Genomic DNA, 15,451 nt, shown 5'->3' with positions numbered 1-15,451 from the left:
TCAGCGCGGCGGGCGGTCACCGGGTACGCCGGCGGCGTCCAGAAGGGTCGCTGCCATGGTGACGGCCAGTCCGCGCAGATCGTCGGCGCCGATACCGGCACGGGTACCGGCACCGTCGTAGACCACGGCCAGCTGCCGGGCCAGCAGACCCGGGTCGGCGGCCCCCGCCCGTCCGGCCTCGGTCCGGAAGAAGTCCACCAGCCGCCGCTTGGCGCGGGCGGCGACGACGCTCGCCACGTGCGACGGCTCCTTGAGCTCGACCTGGGCGGCGACATAGGGGCAGCCCAGGTAGTCCGGCTCCCGCGCCGCCTCCTCCAGCCGCTCGAAGACGTACAGCAGCCGCTCGCGTGGGCCGCGCTCGTCGTCGGGCGGGGGCAGCAGCCAGGCGGTGAGCGCGGGTTCGCCCCGCTCCAGGGCGGCCGCGAACACGGCGTCCTTGCTGTCGAAGAGCTGGTACATCGAACGCTTCGACACGCCCGCCGCCTTGCAGAGCGCGTCGGTGGGGATACCGACGCCCTCCCGGTAGAACAGCTCCCCCGCGGCGTCGAGCAGACGGTCGCGCGGGGTCGCCCCGCCTGGCGCCGCGGCCTTCTTCGTGGTCATACCCGAGAGGCTACCTCCCGGACTCGACAGAGGAAACCGAACGGTTTACATTCGGAGACGTATCCGATGGAAACCGATCGGTTTCCATGTCTGTCGTGCGGTCGTGCCCGGTCATGGCCGCATCCCGGGAAGAAGGTCCCCTCATGACTCTCAACGGCTCCGTCGCCCTCGTCACCGGCGGCAATCGCGGCCTCGGCGAGAAGTTCGTCCGGGCTCTGCTCGAAGCCGGCGCGCGCAAGGTCTACGCGGCGGCACGTGACCCCCGGACGATCACCACCGAAGGCGTGGTCCCGATCGCCCTGGACGTCACCGATCACGCCTCCGTGCTCGCCGCCGCCGAGCAGGCGCGGGACGTGGACCTGCTCATCAACAACGCCGGAACGTCCACGGGGGCCCAGGTCCTCGACGGCGACCTCGCGGCCTTCCGTCTCGAGTACGACACCCATGTCCTGGGCACCCTCGACGTCACCCGCTCCTTCGCTCCCGTCCTCGCCCGCAACGGCGGCGGAGCGGTCCTCAACGTGCTGTCCGTCCTGTCCTGGCTGTCCCTGCCCCAGTCGGCGGCCTACAGCGCGGCCAAGGCCGCCGCCTGGTCGGTCACCAACGCGCTGCGCGTCCGGCTGGCGGAGCAGGGTACGCGGGTGACCGCGCTGCACGTGGGCTACATGAACACCGACATGGTCGCCTCGCTGGACGTGCCGAAGTCCGACCCGGCGGAGATCGCCAGGATCGCGCTCGAGGGGCTGGAGAAGGGACTGCCCGAAGTGATCGCCGACGACGTCAGCAGGAACGTACGGGCAGGCCTGTCCGCCGGCGTCGAGGCCCTCTACCCTCAGCTCGCCGCCCGCGGCTGACGGGCCCCGCCCGCCCTCAGCGGTCCGGGTCCTGCGCGCAGGCCGCGGCGGGCCGCCGGTCCGCCGCGGCGCCGGGGTCGCGCCCCGGTGCGGAACTGGTGACGACCTTGGAACCCCGCCCGTCCCGGTCCAGGTAGCCGCCGGCCAGGGCGAGGGCGAGGCCGGCCAGGGCCAGGGCGGCGCCCACCAGGGTCGGCGAGGACCAGCCCCAGCCGGCCGCGATGACCAGGCCGCCCAACCAGGCACCGCCGGCGTTGGCGAGATTGAACGCCGAGTGGTTCGAGGCCGCCGCCATCGTCGGCGCCTCGTGCGCCTTGGCCATCAGCAGCATCTGCACCGGGGTGGTGATCAGCGCGCTCAGTCCGCCGACGATCGTGATGACGACGAGCGCGGGCACCAGATGCTCGATCGTGAAGTGCAGCGCCACCAGCGCCGTCGCGAGCAGGGCGAATCCTCCGTAGAGCGTCGGGCGCAGCGCCCGGTCGGTGAGGGGGCCCGCGACGAGGGTGCCGAGCGTCATCCCGACGCCGAACAGTGCGAGGACCAGGGTGGTGGAGGCGTCCGAGAGGCCCGTGAGATGGGTCAGCATGGGGACGAGATAGCTGTAGCAGGCGAAGTAGCCGCCGAATCCGACGACCGCCGTGACCAGGCCCAGCACCACCTGCCGGTTCTTCATGGCGCGCAGTTCGTGCATGACGCCGGAGTGTGCGCCGCGGGGCTGGTGCGGGACCAGCAGGGACAAAGCGGCGAGGGCCAGGAGGCCGATGACGGCGACGGCCGCGAACGCGTAGCGCCAACCGAGTTGCTGGCCGAGGGCGGTTCCGGCCGGGACGCCGACGATGTTGGCGACGGTGAGACCGAGGAACATGGTCGAGACCGCGCGGGCCGCCCGGTCGGACGCGACCAGCCGGGAGGCGACCACGGCACCGACACCGAACAGCGCGCCGTGCGGAAGGCCCGCGAAGACCCGTGCCGCGAACAGCAGGGCGTAGTTCGGGGCGAGCGCCGAGGCGGCGTTCCCGACGACGAACACGGTGGAGAGGATCAGCAGCAGCCGTTTGTGCGGTATGCGGGCGCCCATCCCGGTCAGCAGCGGGGCGCCGACGACGACGCCGAGGGCGTACGCGGAGACGAGGTTGCCCGCGTGCGGCACGGACACCCCGAGGCCGTCGGCGATCTGGGGCAGAAGCCCCATGGTGACGAACTCGGTCGTGCCGATGCCGAACGCGACGACGGCCAGGGCCAGGAGAGCCAATGGCATGACGGGGGAAAGCCTTCCCAGGAGGAGCCGAGGTTTCGGGCGCACCGGTGGGACACCGCGGTACCGGTCGTGGGCCGGTGGCGCGGTGCTCTGTCGGTACGGGCGGTTCGGCTCCGGTCGTCGTCGTCCGAGCGCGGGGACCGCGTGACCAGCCTGTCAGATCATCTTCGCCCCGCTGCGGGCGGGGAGCCCCCGGTGAGCTGCGGGCCCGCGACAATACCGTCGCCGCCGTCTTCCAGGGCGAGGACGAGGCGACCGCTCGCCCGGCTAGGGGGCCTCACCGGACGGTCCGGCCCACCCGCTCATGTGCCGGGAGACCGTGTCACGCACCTGTTGCCGGAGCCTCGTGTGCAGGCCGGGGTCCATTCCCTCCGCCGCGAACACGGCGTCGGTGAAGCAATCGGCGTCCGGGGGCGGGGCGTCCTCCAGACGTTGCCGCTCGTGGTCGGGAAGACAGAAGCCGAGCTCGACACAGAGTTCGTACAGGAGTCGCCGGACCTCGGTCCGCGGGTCGCGTGGGGTCATGGCACGGCATGGTCGCACGGGTCGCCGATCACCGGCATCTTCCCCCCGTTCGTCCCGCTCCGCGAGGCCCCCGGTGCGGGACATCACCGTTCACGGACCGGTTCCCGGCGGCGCCGGGAGGGACCACGGTGAGGCTCGCGCCCACCGGCTGAACCGCGGTCCCGACCGCCTACGCCGGCGAGGCGTTCTCCGTCCGTACGGGGAGGAGGAGGGGGCGTTTGGCGGTGCGGCCGTCTCCTGAGGACCGGCCCTTCAGGCGTCGGACCAGCCAGGGGCCCAGGAAGCCCGCGACCCAGCGCAGTTCGGTGGTGGCGACCTGCCGGCCGGTGGCCACGGGGACCGGAGGCAGGGGGAGGCTCCAGGTGTCGTCGCTGCCGGGGACGCGGAGGGCGTAGGCGAGGGCGGCGGCGATACGTTCGTGGCCCAGGGAGCTGGCGTGGAGCCGGTCGGTGCTCCACAGGCGGGGATCGCCGGCCACGGGGTGCAGCGCGGTGTCGGCGACGGTGACCCCGTGGCGGCCGGCCGCCTCGCGGATGCGCTGGTTCAGTGCCGTGACGCGTGGGATCAGGGGCCGCGCGAGCGGGCTGATACGGGCCAGGTCCGGGACGGTGATCGTGGCCACGTGGACGCCCTGGCCGGTGAGGGCGGCGAACATGGCCTCCAGATGGCCGGCGACCTCGTCGGCGTCGAAGCGGGGCCGCAGCAGATCGTTGACGCCGGCGAGGACGGTGGCCAGGTCGGGTCGCAGGGCGAGGGCGGGGGCGAGCTGCTCGGCGTGGATCTGCGCCGCGAGACGGCCCCGTACGGCGAGGTTGGCGTACTGGAGCGCGGGCTCGTGCCGGGCGAGGTGTTCGGCGAGCCGGTCGGCGAAGCCGCGCAGGCCGGTGATGTCGTCGCCGTCGCCGACGCCCTCGGTCTGACTGTCGCCCAGGGCGACATAGCGCAGGTACGGCGCGTCAGTGCCGGACATGGGCCTGCCGCCTCTCCTCGAGGATGGCGACGGTGCGTACGCACCAGTCGTGGTTCTCCTGCTCGAAGGCCACGCCGCGCAGACAGGTCAGGTACGGGCCGATGCGGTCGCCGTGGCGGAGGAAGTCCTCTTCCGTACGTTCGCCCCGCAGGCGGCGCAGCAGCGTTCCGAAGAGGTCGATCTTGGCCCGGGCCACCTGGGCGCGTTCGGTGAGCTGTGCGACGAGGGCGTCGGTGTCGACGCGCTCGGCCGCCTGGACCTTGACGAGCAGGTCGTCGCGGACGACGGCCGGCTTGGCGGAGGCGGCGGTGAAGGTCTCCAGCTCCGCCAGGCCGGCGTCGGTCACGTGGAACAGCCGCTTGTTGGGCCTGCTCTCCTGCACCACCTCCCGGCCCGCGACCAGGCCCTCCTTCTCCAGCCGGGTCAGCTCGGCGTAGAGCTGCTGTGGCTGGGCGTACCAGAAGTTGGCCACACCGACGTCGAACGCCTTGGCGAGCTGATAGCCGCTGAGTTCGCCGTCGAGCAGAGCCGCCAGCACGGCGTGCCGTAGCGCCATGGATGGGTCCCCCTCCTCGAATGCCTCTGTCGTCGTACCAGGCACCCATGATAGTCATAAAAATGACTACTCAATTTCCTGACCAGGAAGGCCCGCCCGTGAACACCTCGGACCGTTTCCGCGCAGCTGTCGCCGACCAGGACCTCGGGGCCCTGGACGACCTGTTCACCGACGACATCCGCTTCTTCAGCCCCGTCAAGTTCACGCCCTTCGAGGGCAAGGCGATGGTGAGGGGGCTCTTCGGGGTGCTGCTGCGGACCTTCGAGGACTTCCGCTACATCGGCGACCACAGCGGCACCGCGCAGACCAGCACGGATGCCGGCACCGCCCCTTCCTCGGTGCTGCTCTTCCGCGCCCGCGCGGGCGGCAAGGAGATCCACGGCATCGACCTGCTGCACTTCGACGACGACGGCCGCATCAAGGAGTTCACCGTCATGGTCCGCCCCCAGTCCGCCGTACACGCCCTCAGCGAGGCCGTGCTCGCCGGGCTGGTCGCGGACGGCCTGGTACCGGACGCCGGCCGTTCGTAGACGGCCCGCGGACGGGGCCGCACCGCGGTGACGACGCGGCCGTCCCGGGCGCGGGCCGCGGCCGCCATGGTGTGGTTGTCACCCCCGGCAGCGGGGCTCGGGCCCGGCGAAAAACATCTGCGCCGCGGGCAGTTCGTCCGGGTAGAGTCGGGGCGTGTTCGATCTGCAGCCGCTGGGTGCCGGCCATGCGCCGGCGGTCCTCGTCTTCGAGCTGGCGAACCGCGCGTACTTCGCCGGCTCGGTACCCGACCGCGGTGACTCCTACTTCGACCGCTTCGACGACCGGTACGGCGCCCTGCTCGCCGAACAGGACGCCGGCGTCTGCGCGTTCCACGTCCTGGTCGCGGAGGACGGATCGGTGCTCGGCAGGTTCAACCTGGTCGACATCGAGAACGGCACCGCGGAGCTCGGGTACCGGGTCGCACAGGATGTCTCCGGCCGTGGTGTGGCGACCGCGGCCGTCCGGGACCTGTGCCGGCTGGCGGCGGCCCGGTACGGGCTGCGTACGCTGCGGGCGGCCACCACCCATGCGAACGCCGCGTCCCAACGGGTGCTGCTCAAGGCCGGGTTCGTACCCGTCGGCCCGGCTGACCCGGCCCACCTCAGTGGTGAGCCGGGCACCTGGTTCCAGCGCGACCTGTCGGTCCATCCGTAGACCGCGATCCCTGACGGGGGCCGGACTCAGCCCCCGCTCTTCCTCCGGAACGACCGCTGGCTCGCGGCCGGGCCGTGGGCGCCCCGGATCTTCGACGCGTCGGTGTTCGCGGCGAGGGCCGCGGCCTGCGCCTGTTTGGCCCGCTTGCGCTCCAGGGCCTCCCGGAACTTGCCCTTCAGGTCGTACTGGCCGTCCTCGTCGGGCACCACCGCACGACTCTCGGTGTCAGCGGTCTCCGGACCTTCTTGCGATGGCACTTCTGCAGTCATGGTGACCTCCTGAGGTCGGGCAGTGAAAGCACAGCTTGTCATGCCGGGCAGCGTGCGGCCTCCGAATTCCGGCGGCACCGGCCGCGACGGCCTCAACGGCGGGTGAGCAGGCGGAACTCGTTGCCGTCGGGGTCGGCCAGCAGCACCGCGCCGTCGGCGGAGTCGAGGCGCCTCGCCCCGAGGGAGAGCAGCCGCTCGGCCTCCGCCTGCGGATCGCCGTCCGGCGCGAGGTCGAGGTGCAGGTCCTTGCCGGCGTCCGGCATCAGGGGCGGACCGCCCCAGGTGATCTTCGTGCCGCCGTCCGGCGACTGGACGGCGGTCTCCTCGTCCTGGTCCCAGACCAGCGGCCAGCCCAGCGCCCGGCTCCAGAAGTAACCCACGGCCTGCGAACCGTCGCAGGCGAGCGCTCCGATGGTGCCGCAGCCCGCGAGGAAGGCGTTGCCCGGTTCGAGGACACAGAACTCGTTGCCCTCGGGATCGGCGAGCACCACATGGGAGGCGTCCGGCCCCTGACCGACATCGGCGTGCTCCGCGCCGAGTTCGAACGCCCGGGCGACGATGTCCCGCTGCTCCTCCGGGCTGGTGGTGGTCAGGTCGAAGTGCAACCGGTTCTGGGCGCTCTTCCCCGCGCGCGCGGGACGGAAGCCGAGGCGGTATCCGGCGTCGTTCCCGGACAGCAGGGAAACGCCGTCGTCACCGGCTCGTTCCAGGCCCAGCACTCCGGACCAGAACCGGGCCAGTCGCTCGGGCTGATGCGCGTCGAAGGAGATTGCGAAGAGTCGGCTGCTCATTGCGCCACCCGTCCTCGGTCCATTGAGTGTCCACTGCCGGCAGGTCGCCGTGTCAGCACCGCGGTCGAGGATCCTAGGGGCCGCAGGGTTCAGATCGCAGCCGAGTATTCCGTGGCCCGCGTACGGCAGAGCCCCGTCAGAGCGATTCGCCGGGGCTCAGACAGCGGTAGCCATGGGCGGTCGTCTCGGTGAGCCAGCCGTTGACGCTGTCGAGGCCGCGTCCGTTGATCTGGGCGTCGTGGATCGGGAATGTCCGCCGTGGTCCGATCGCCTTGACGAAGTCGATCGCCTCCGCCGTCTTCATCCATGACCCCTGGGCCGGGACCAGGAGGGTGTCGACGGGCTGATCGGGCACATGCAGGGAGTCACCGGGATGGTAGACCGTCCCGTCGACGATGTAGCCGAGGTTGGCGCAGTCGGGCAGACCGCCGTAGATGACCGCGTGGCGGCCGCCGACCGGACGCACGCGGAAGCCGGCGACGGTCAACTCCCCGTCGGCGGACACCCCGTTGAACTCCAGCCCCGGGATGTGCGCGTCGGCGGGCGCGTAGACCGGGACGCCGAGCCCCGCCAGGCGGAGGACGTCGATGTGGTCCGCGTGTTCGTGCGTGACCAGGACGGCGTCCGCACCGGTCAGGGCGGCCGGCTCGCTCCACACCCCGGGATCGACGACCAGGACCCTGCCTTCCCGCTCCAGGCGTACACAGGCGTGGGTGTACTTCGTGATCCGCATGGCGCCCCAACGTACCGCTTATGGAACACTGCCGGGCGTGCCCACCTGGATCACTCCGCGCCGTCTGGGCGCTGCCGCCGTGCTGTACGCCGTCTTCGCCGCCGGCTGGTATCTCGGTCAGCCCCTCCCCTACGTCGGCTGTTCCACCCCCGGCCCCGCTCCCGTCCGCGAGGCGTACGTGATCGGGGAGCCCGGCGACCTCTCCGACGACCTGTACCGGCCCCTGGGGCAGCTCTCGCAGGTCGCCACCGCCGATTTCGTCTCCACCGAGGCGATGGTGCCGTGCGAGCCGTGGACGGGCCGTCCGCGTCTTGTCGCCTGGGGCATCGGCGACTGGCGCTGAGAATGCCGCCGGACGCGACGGTGCTCACATGCTCGCGGCGCTATTGACCTGCTCTGATGCGGCGTGCTTCGCTCAGCCCGGGGGCATGGGGTGGTGAGGGGGAGGGCGTGAGGGGTCTCAGGGGACGCGGTGGCGCCGTCGGACCGATGACCGCGTCACTCCCGCGCGCACCCCGGTGGGGTCTGCCCCGGCAGCGTCGGCCGTCGTCCTCCACGGCGTCCGACCCTCCGCCGTGCGAGCGGACGACAGCCACCGGCTGACCTCCCGCGCGGCCGGCGGCGGATGCGCCGGAACCCGGGCTGCGGTCCTTCCGTCTTTCTCCGGCAGACCGCCCCGTGCCGACACCACCCATTCCTAGCAAAGCAGTCGAGAATTGAAAAACATATCATCGCAGAACTTTTCGGGAACGAACCGTGACGCCGAGATACCCGTCTGGCGTCGGCCCCGGACCATCCTGTGGACCGTGGCGGGCGTCGTCACCCTCGGCTTCCTCGTCACGCTGGAGTTCGCCGCCCGGCACTACGGCTTCGCGGGGCCGGTCACCAACCAGGTCCGCGAGGTGGTGTACGCCCCCAAGTCGGGTGGCCTGCTGTACGCGGCCATGGCGCTGATGATGGTGGTGCTCACCTGGCGGGAACGGCTGATCGCGGTGAGTACGGCGATCGGTGTCGACATCGCCTTCTTCGTGGTCCGGTGGGCGGCCGGCGCCGACACGGCGGGCGGCCACCCCTTCGGCAACGGTGCCCTCTGGGTGATCCTGGGCGTCGCGGTCATCGCCGTCACCCGCCGCACCGGCCGGGAACGGGTCCTGTTCCTGAAGGGCGTCGCGCTGGCCCTGCTGCTGATGGCCGGCCGCAAGACCGGCGACACCTGGCTCCTCATCACCTCCAAGACCCGCCCGGCGGTGCTCGACCAGTACGTGGCCACCGCCGACCACGCGCTGGGCAACCCGTCATGGCTGGCGGGCCGCATCGTGACGGCCACCGGCCCCGTCGGCTTCAACTTCCTCGACTTCGTCTACGGCAACCTCGCGGTGGCCGCGGTCATCGCCGCGCTGTACCAGCTGCGCCATGTCGCCGTCGAACGCCGCTTCCCCCGCCATCACCTGGTGCGCACGTTCCTGGTGATCGGCCTCGTCGGGCCGGCCTTCTACATGATCTACCCGGTGGTCGGACCGCTCTTCGCCTACGGCACCGGCACCGAGCACTGGGCGGATGTCAGCCTCTGGGCACCGGACATGCCGCCCAGCGAGGCCTGGGCCGTGGCCGACATCTGGCCGCGGACACTGCCTCCGGTCGACACCCCGCACTCCATGTCCTTCGACGGGATCACCCCGCGCAACTGCATGCCCAGCCTGCACACGGCATGGGCCACCGCGATCTTCATCCACTCCCGCAAGGGCCCCCGCCCGCTGCGGTTCGCGGGAACGTTCTGGCTGGTCGCCACGCTCGCCGCGACGCTCGGATTCGGCTACCACTACGGCGCCGACCTCATCGCCGGTGTGGTGTTCGTGATCACGATCGAGGCGGGCCTGCGCGCGTACGACCGTGGCTGGGACCGGTCGGGACTGCGTCTGGTCGCCTACGGCGCCACGGTCTTCGCCGCGCTCCTGCTGTCCTACCGGTTCCTGCCGCTGGCGATGGCCGAACACCCCTGGGTGTCAGGTCCGCTGCTCCTGCTGGCCATGATCTCGGTGATCTACGGCTACGTACGGACCACCGCGGCGTGGGAGCCGAAGACCGAACCGGCGCCGCGTCCGGAACCCCAGCCCGAACTGATCTGACCCCGTGGCTTCCGCGTGCCGCCCACCGATGAGTTCCGGTGGGTGGCACGGTCTTGTCCGGTACACGCACCCGGATGGGGAGGACACCAATGCCCAGGAAGATCAACGCCAGTCTGTTCATCTCGCTCGACGGCGTCGTCGAGGCGCCCGACCAGTGGCACTTCCCGTACTTCGACGAGGAGATGGGAGCCGCCGTCGGCGCGAGCCTGAACACCACGGAGGTCATGCTCTTCGGCCGCGTGACGTACGACAGCTTCGCGGGCGCCTGGCCTGGGCGGGAGGCGGCGGGCGGCGACGACGCGGGCTTCGCCAAGCAGCTCGGCGACATGCGGAAGATCGTGTTCTCCCGCGGGCGGCTCGACCTCGACTGGCGGAACTCCGAACAGGCGCACGGTGACGTCGCCGAGGTCGCCGCCGCGCTGAGGAGCGAGCCGGGAGGTGACATCTCGCTGAGCGGCTCGGTCTCCGTCGTACGGCAACTGCTGGCCGCGGGCCTCCTCGACGAACTGCACCTGCTCGTCCACCCCATCGCCGTACGCAAGGGCATGCGGCTGTTCGACGAGGGCGAGCCGTCGATCCCGCTGAAGCTGCTGACGTCGCGGACGTTCACGACGGGCGTGCTGCACCTCGTGTACGGCCCCGACACCGCACCGCCGACGGGCGGCTACGAGGAGGCCGTCGCCACGCTCCCGGAATGACGACGGCCGGGGGCTCACGGTGACCGGGCCCCGCCGGTCACCGTGAGCCCCGGATCAGCGAACCGTCCGCGCCGCGTCCTCGATGAAGTCGGCGACCACCTTCGGCTCCGACACCGTCACGGCGTGGGAGGCGTCCACCTTCTTCACGTGGGCATGGGCTCGCTTCGCCATGAACAGCTGGGCCTGCGGCGGGATGTTGCGGTCCTCGTCGGCCACGAGGACCCAGGACGGGACGCTCTTCCAGGCCGGTGCTCCGGACTTCTCGTCCAGGGCGGCCAGCGTCACGGGACGCTGGGTCACCGCCATGCCCTCGGCGACCCGCCGCGGGACATCGTGGGCGAACTGTCGGGGGAACTTCTGTTCCTGGATGTAGACGTCCTGGCCCTTTGTACCGTCGGCGTTGTCCACAGGAACGGTCCGCACGGCCTGGGGAAGCGTGCTGCCCTCGAACCGTGCCGCCAGCTCGTTGGCGCTCTCGCCCTGGTCCGGGACGAAGGCCGCGAGATACACGAGACCCTTGACCTGGGGATTGCCGGTGGCGGCGTTGGTGATGACCGCACCACCGTACGAATGGCTCGCGAGGACCACCGGGCCGTCGATGCTCGCCACGATGTTCCTCACATACGCGGCGTCGCCGCTCAGCCCGCGCAGCGGATTGGCCGCGGCCACGACCGGGTAACCGTCCTTCCTCAGCTTCTCGATGACGCCGTTCCAACTGGTGGAGTCGGCGAAGGCGCCGTGCACGAGAACCACGGTCGGCTTGCGGTGCTGGGACGCGGACGGCCCCTCGGTGGCGTTCGACGTGCCCATCGTGGTGGCGAGGAGGGCGGCCGCGAGGCCACCGCTCGCCACGAGGGTGACCGCGGTACGGCGACGGGACGGCTTGCTCGTCCTGAGAACCTCGGTCGGCTTCTGCTCGGTCATGGGGTACCTGCTCTCGTGAGGGGTGGTTGTTCGGTTCAGCGCGCGAAGGCCCGGGCGGCACGGCGCCTCGAATTCGCTCCAGCAACGGTTCGATCCGCTCTGTCGTCCACTACGACAGGACCGTGGCCGGATATGTGACAGCCGTGGGAACAGGTCACATGGCCCGGCCGGCGACGGGGACGGGCAGGGGGCACACCGGATGCGGGTTCCGGGGGGATTAGGGTCGGTCCTCGGCCACGACGTGCGGGGTCGGGGCGGCAGGAACTCGGTCAGGGGAGCGTGTGTGAACGTCGGTGTGCAGCGCGGGGCGATCGCCGTCGTGCAGGTGCTCGGGCTCGCCGTGTGGTTCTCCATGTCGGCGGTGGTGCCGAGCCTGCGCGGCGACTGGGGGCTCACGGCGTCCGGCGCGGTATGGCTGACGGCCTCGGTTCAGCTCGGCTTCGTCGCCGGGGCGGTGACCTCGACCGTGCTGAACCTCGCCGACCGGGTGCCGGCGCACCGTCTGCTCGCCGCCGGCGCCGCGGCGGCCGCCGTCTGTACCGTGGCGCTGGCCGTGTTCGCGGACCGGCCGGGCACCGCCGCCCCGCTGCGCTTCCTGACCGGGATGTTCCTGGCCGGGGTCTACCCCACCGGCATGAAGCTCATGGCGTCCTGGGCCGGCCGTGCCGGACGGGGCAGGACCATGGGCGTCCTCATCGCCGCCCTCACCCTCGGCTCCACGCTTCCCCACCTCATCGCCGGGCTGGGCTCGCTGCCCTGGCGCGGGGTCCTGCTCACCGCGGCGGCGGCCGGGTTCGCGGGCGCCGCCGTCGCCCTGCTCCTCGTCCGGCCCGGACCCCACGCGACCCCCACCGTTCCCGTTCGCAACGCCCGGTACGCGCTGACCATGTTCACCGAACGCGGGCCGCGGCTGGCGAATCTCGGCTACTTCGGGCACATGTGGGAGCTCTACGCCCTGTGGACCTGGATCCCGGCCTTCCTGTCGACGGCGCCCGCCGCACGCGGGCTCCCGGGCTCGGTGGAGATCACGGTGTTCCTCTCCATGGGCATCGGCGGCGCGGCCGGCTGCCTGCTCGGCGGCTGGGGCGCGGACCGTTTCGGCCGCTCCCCCGCCGCCGTGACGGCGCTTCTTCTCAGCGGTCTGTGCTGTCTGCTCTCCCCTGTCCTCTTCCACGCTCCGCCGGCGCTGCTGTTCGCGTTCTGCGCCCTGTGGGGAGCCGCCGTGATCGCGGACTCCGGGGTGTTCTCGACATCGCTGAGCGAGGTCGCCGACCACCGGTACATCGGTACGGCGCTCACCGCCCAGACCGCGATCGGGTTCGCGCTCACCGTCGTCACCATCCAGCTCACGCCGCTGCTGGCCGAGGCCGTCGACTGGCGCTACGCCTTCCTGCTGCTCGCCCCGGGGCCCCTGGCCGGTGCCCTCGCCATGCGCGCGTACGGCGATCGCCGTACGCGCGTGCAGCAGCGTGCGCAGGTCACGGATCGTCCGTGACGGCGGCGGTGAGGCGTGCCGCGAGTTCCGTGACCGCGGCGCGCAGTTCCTGCCCGCCTTCGACGCGGAAGGCGTACGGCACCGTCGCCAGCCATTCCTGCGCGTACATCGCCGGGTTGCGTGTGCTGCCGACCAGGACGCATCCCTCGCCCCAGGGTTCGAGCCGCCCCATGGGCGGCCTGATCCACGGGTTGACCTCGGTGAGCGGGGCGTCGAACACCACGCGGGTGGGGAACTGCCACCCGAGGCCGAGATTCTCCTCCAGCACCGCCACCGCGTCGAGATCCTCGGGCGGCTCGAACCCGTGCCCGGTCGGCCGGACCGCGCGGACCCGGTCGACCCGGTACGTACGGATCGCGTCCGCGCGATGGGAGTGGCACAGCAGGTACCAGCGCCCGTAACGGACCACGAGGGACCAGGGGTCCACGTCCGTCTCCCACTCGCGGCCGGCCTCGCCGCGGTAGGTGACCGACACACGGCGGCGGGCGGCGACGGCGTCGACGAGTTCGCTGGTGACGGCGGGGTCGGGGCGGGCCGAGTACGGGTCCGGGGCGGCCGACGCGTACTCCCGCAGTCTCGCCGCCTGCTGCCCGACGCGCTCCGGCAGCGCCTTGACGACCTTGCCCAGGGCGGTGCCGACCAGGTCGTCGTCGTCGGCGGCGGCCGGCTGTCCGCCGAGTACGGCCATCACCAGGCCGACGGCCTCGGACTGCGTGAAGTGGACGGGTGGCAGCCTTGTCCCGCGTCCGAGCCGGTATCCGCCGTGCGGACCTCTGGCGGACTCCACGGGGATGCCGGCCTCGCGCAGGATGCCGACGTACCGGCGCGCGGCCCGCTCCGTGACGCCGAGCCGGACGGCGAGTTCACCAGCCGTCGTACCAGGGCGGGCCTGGAGTATCTCCAGAGTGCGCAGTGCTCGCGCGGTCGGGCTGAGGTCGTGGGGCACGGAAGCAGGTTAGTCGCCGGATGATCCGGCAGCGGATCGTCCGGATCTCCTTCTACGGTGATCCGTGCCGGAACGACCGAAGGAGAAGTGATGATGGACATCCTGCTGATCGGTGGCCTGTGGCTGAACGGATCCGCGTGGGACCGCGTGGCGTCCGAACTGGAGGGGCTCGGGCATCGTCCCGTACCGGTCACCCTGCCGGGCCAGGGCACCGGCTCCGCGTCCGCGACGCTCGAAGACCAGGAGGCGGCGGTGCTCGCCGCGGTGGACGCGGCGCCGGGCAAGGTGATGGTGGTCGGGCATTCCGCCGCGTGCACGCTGGCCTGGCTGGCCGCCGACCGACGGCCGGAGCGGCTCACCAAGGTCGTCCTCATCGGCGGTGTCCCAACCGTCGACGGTCAGCCGTACGCCGACTTCTTCGAGGTGCGGGACGGCGTCGTGCCCTTTCCCGGCTGGGGTCCGTTCGAGGGGCCGGACGCGGCCGATCTGGACGACGAGGCCAGGCGGGCGTTCGAGGCCGACGCCGTCCCCGTACCGTCCGGTGTGGCCAAGGGGCTGGTGCGGCTGACGGACCAGCGGCGGTTCGACGTCCCGGCCGTGCTCGTCTGTCCGGAGTTCACTCCCGCGCAGGCACGGGAGTGGGTCGGCGCCGGCGACGTCCCGGAACTCGCCCGTGCCGCCCACCTCGACTTCGTCGACATCGACTCGGGCCACTGGCCCATGGTCACCCGGCCCGCGGAACTGGCCCGGATCCTGGCCGAGGCGGCCGGCCCGGTCTGACGGACGCGTCACGCCGAGGCCCGGGTGAGCGTCCGATGGATCTGACCCGCGTTCCGCGTCCCGCCCAGCGGTCCGAGTGCCGTCACCGACCTTGCGCGCAGGTCGTAGCCGTGCGACGGCTCCTTGGCCGACAGCGCCGGCACCACGTGCTGCGCCGTGTCGTCGTGTTGCCGTGTGCCGGGTCCGCGGTGAAGGTGGTAGCGATGTCACACCACGCCTCCCATCGCTTCCGCCGGCCGTCCGCCCCTCGACCGCCGTCGGAGACGGCCCTGTTCAGCGGCGTCTACGGGCTGATCCTGGCCAGTGCGCTGGCCGCCGCGCTCGACTCCCCCGGTGAGGCGGACGAGCCCGGCTCCGACGCGCTGTGGATCCTGCTCACCGCCGTCGCCTCCGCGGCCGCCCACGGCTACGCCCATGTCGTCGCGCATCGGATGTCGGCGGAGCGCGGCGGCGCCCGGGTCGGGCTGCGCGCCATGCTCGCCGAGTGGCCGGTCGTCGTGGCGGCCCTCCCCACCGTCGCGCTGCTGCTGACCGCGGTGCCGTCCTGGTGGACGGAGAGCCAGGCGGTGGAAACCGCCCTGCTGCTCAACACCCTGCTGCTGGCCGGCTGGGGCGCGTGGACGGCGCGCAGGGCGGGGCGTGGGTGGGCGGCGTCACTGCGGGCCGGGGCCGCCGACATGCTGATCGGCCTGGTGATCATCTCGGCGAACGCCCTGATCAAGTAGGGGGTCGTCC

The 15,451-nt window shown here is 71.8% G+C and carries 19 protein-coding genes and 1 pseudogene; 9 read left to right on the top strand and 11 right to left on the bottom strand.

Features of this window, described 5'->3' with window-relative positions:
• Positions 1-603 (bottom strand): TetR/AcrR family transcriptional regulator, encoded by a 603-nt coding sequence (locus ACGFR9_RS09695; protein WP_393204856.1) that lies wholly within the window; start codon positions 601-603, stop codon positions 1-3.
• Positions 604-746: 143 nt separating this feature from the next.
• Here ACGFR9_RS09695 and ACGFR9_RS09690 point away from each other — a divergent pair, with 143 nt between their 5' ends.
• A complete protein-coding gene (locus tag ACGFR9_RS09690) occupies positions 747-1,457 on the top strand; it encodes an SDR family oxidoreductase (RefSeq protein ID WP_393204853.1) in 711 nt (236 codons plus the stop codon).
• Positions 1,458-1,473: 16 nt separating this feature from the next.
• On the opposite strand, the gene ACGFR9_RS09685 is transcribed toward ACGFR9_RS09690, so the two are convergent.
• The 4 genes from ACGFR9_RS09685 to ACGFR9_RS09670 all read right to left on the bottom strand — a co-directional run bounded on the left by ACGFR9_RS09685 (position 1,474) and on the right by ACGFR9_RS09670 (position 4,769).
• Positions 1,474-2,718, bottom strand: coding sequence for an MFS transporter (locus tag ACGFR9_RS09685; protein WP_393204850.1), 1,245 nt, complete (start codon positions 2,716-2,718; stop codon positions 1,474-1,476).
• 267 nt (positions 2,719-2,985) lie between these two features.
• Positions 2,986-3,243: a hypothetical protein gene (locus ACGFR9_RS09680; RefSeq protein ID WP_393204847.1), complete on the bottom strand. Its 258-nt coding sequence runs from the start codon at positions 3,241-3,243 to the stop codon at positions 2,986-2,988.
• A 169-nt stretch (positions 3,244-3,412) separates the two neighbouring features.
• Positions 3,413-4,213, bottom strand: coding sequence for an SGNH/GDSL hydrolase family protein (locus tag ACGFR9_RS09675; RefSeq protein ID WP_393204844.1), 801 nt, complete (start codon positions 4,211-4,213; stop codon positions 3,413-3,415).
• Positions 4,200-4,769, bottom strand: a complete 570-nt coding sequence (locus ACGFR9_RS09670) for a PadR family transcriptional regulator (protein WP_393204841.1) — start codon at positions 4,767-4,769, stop codon at positions 4,200-4,202. The genes ACGFR9_RS09675 and ACGFR9_RS09670 overlap by 14 nt, the downstream gene beginning before the upstream one ends.
• A gap of 98 nt (positions 4,770-4,867) precedes the next feature.
• Here ACGFR9_RS09670 and ACGFR9_RS09665 point away from each other — a divergent pair, with 98 nt between their 5' ends.
• Positions 4,868-5,299: a nuclear transport factor 2 family protein gene (locus ACGFR9_RS09665; RefSeq protein ID WP_393204838.1), complete on the top strand. Its 432-nt coding sequence runs from the start codon at positions 4,868-4,870 to the stop codon at positions 5,297-5,299.
• Positions 5,300-5,319: 20 nt separating this feature from the next.
• Here ACGFR9_RS09665 and ACGFR9_RS09660 read toward each other — a convergent pair.
• Positions 5,320-5,382, bottom strand: a pseudogene (locus ACGFR9_RS09660) (cytidine deaminase); the annotation flags it as partial.
• 71 nt (positions 5,383-5,453) lie between these two features.
• Here ACGFR9_RS09660 and ACGFR9_RS09655 point away from each other — a divergent pair.
• Positions 5,454-5,954: a GNAT family N-acetyltransferase gene (locus tag ACGFR9_RS09655; protein ID WP_393204835.1), complete on the top strand. Its 501-nt coding sequence runs from the start codon at positions 5,454-5,456 to the stop codon at positions 5,952-5,954.
• 26 nt (positions 5,955-5,980) lie between these two features.
• On the opposite strand, the gene ACGFR9_RS09650 is transcribed toward ACGFR9_RS09655, so the two are convergent.
• From ACGFR9_RS09650 to ACGFR9_RS09640, 3 genes are all read right to left on the bottom strand, one after another.
• Positions 5,981-6,223 (bottom strand): DUF5302 domain-containing protein, encoded by a 243-nt coding sequence (locus ACGFR9_RS09650; protein ID WP_393204832.1) that lies wholly within the window; start codon positions 6,221-6,223, stop codon positions 5,981-5,983.
• A 92-nt stretch (positions 6,224-6,315) separates the two neighbouring features.
• On the bottom strand, positions 6,316-7,014 hold the full coding sequence (locus ACGFR9_RS09645) for a VOC family protein (protein ID WP_393204829.1): 699 nt from the start codon (positions 7,012-7,014) through the stop codon (positions 6,316-6,318).
• A 136-nt stretch (positions 7,015-7,150) separates the two neighbouring features.
• Positions 7,151-7,747: an MBL fold metallo-hydrolase gene (locus ACGFR9_RS09640; protein WP_393204826.1), complete on the bottom strand. Its 597-nt coding sequence runs from the start codon at positions 7,745-7,747 to the stop codon at positions 7,151-7,153.
• Positions 7,748-7,784: 37 nt separating this feature from the next.
• Here ACGFR9_RS09640 and ACGFR9_RS09635 point away from each other — a divergent pair, with 37 nt between their 5' ends.
• From ACGFR9_RS09635 to ACGFR9_RS09625, 3 genes are all read left to right on the top strand, one after another.
• Positions 7,785-8,090, top strand: coding sequence for a hypothetical protein (locus ACGFR9_RS09635; protein WP_393204823.1), 306 nt, complete (start codon positions 7,785-7,787; stop codon positions 8,088-8,090).
• Positions 8,091-8,553: 463 nt separating this feature from the next.
• Positions 8,554-9,873 carry a DUF5933 domain-containing protein gene (locus ACGFR9_RS09630; RefSeq protein ID WP_393204820.1) on the top strand — a complete coding sequence of 440 codons (1,320 nt, stop codon included), beginning with the start codon at positions 8,554-8,556 and terminating at the stop codon, positions 9,871-9,873.
• An 89-nt stretch (positions 9,874-9,962) separates the two neighbouring features.
• A complete protein-coding gene (locus ACGFR9_RS09625) occupies positions 9,963-10,571 on the top strand; it encodes a dihydrofolate reductase family protein (protein WP_393204817.1) in 609 nt (202 codons plus the stop codon).
• A gap of 54 nt (positions 10,572-10,625) precedes the next feature.
• Here the strand turns inward: ACGFR9_RS09625 and ACGFR9_RS09620 are convergent, their stop codons facing one another.
• Entirely contained in the window at positions 10,626-11,495 is an 870-nt protein-coding gene (locus ACGFR9_RS09620; RefSeq protein WP_393204814.1) for an alpha/beta fold hydrolase, read from the bottom strand.
• 283 nt (positions 11,496-11,778) lie between these two features.
• On the opposite strand from ACGFR9_RS09620, the gene ACGFR9_RS09615 reads away from it, so the two are divergent.
• Complete coding sequence (locus ACGFR9_RS09615) at positions 11,779-12,990, top strand: MFS transporter (RefSeq protein ID WP_393204811.1); 1,212 nt, start codon at positions 11,779-11,781, stop codon at positions 12,988-12,990.
• Here ACGFR9_RS09615 and ACGFR9_RS09610 read toward each other — a convergent pair.
• The gene (locus ACGFR9_RS09610; protein ID WP_393204808.1) at positions 12,974-13,936 is read right to left on the bottom strand and encodes a helix-turn-helix transcriptional regulator; all 963 of its coding nucleotides are present in this window, start codon (positions 13,934-13,936) and stop codon (positions 12,974-12,976) included. The genes ACGFR9_RS09615 and ACGFR9_RS09610 overlap by 17 nt on opposite strands.
• Positions 13,937-14,029: 93 nt before the next feature.
• Here ACGFR9_RS09610 and ACGFR9_RS09605 point away from each other — a divergent pair, with 93 nt between their 5' ends.
• The gene (locus ACGFR9_RS09605; protein WP_393205202.1) at positions 14,030-14,716 is read left to right on the top strand and encodes an alpha/beta fold hydrolase; all 687 of its coding nucleotides are present in this window, start codon (positions 14,030-14,032) and stop codon (positions 14,714-14,716) included.
• A 203-nt stretch (positions 14,717-14,919) separates the two neighbouring features.
• Positions 14,920-15,441, top strand: coding sequence for a hypothetical protein (locus ACGFR9_RS09600; protein WP_393204806.1), 522 nt, complete (start codon positions 14,920-14,922; stop codon positions 15,439-15,441).
• The last annotated feature ends 10 nt before the right edge of the window (positions 15,442-15,451 follow it).

The organism is Streptomyces sp. NPDC048584 (genome assembly GCF_043199595.1).
GTDB lineage: Bacteria > Actinomycetota > Actinomycetes > Streptomycetales > Streptomycetaceae > Streptomyces > Streptomyces edwardsiae.
The sequence above is the reverse complement of the archived record's forward strand: the minus strand, read 5'-3'. Positions and strand labels throughout refer to the sequence as shown.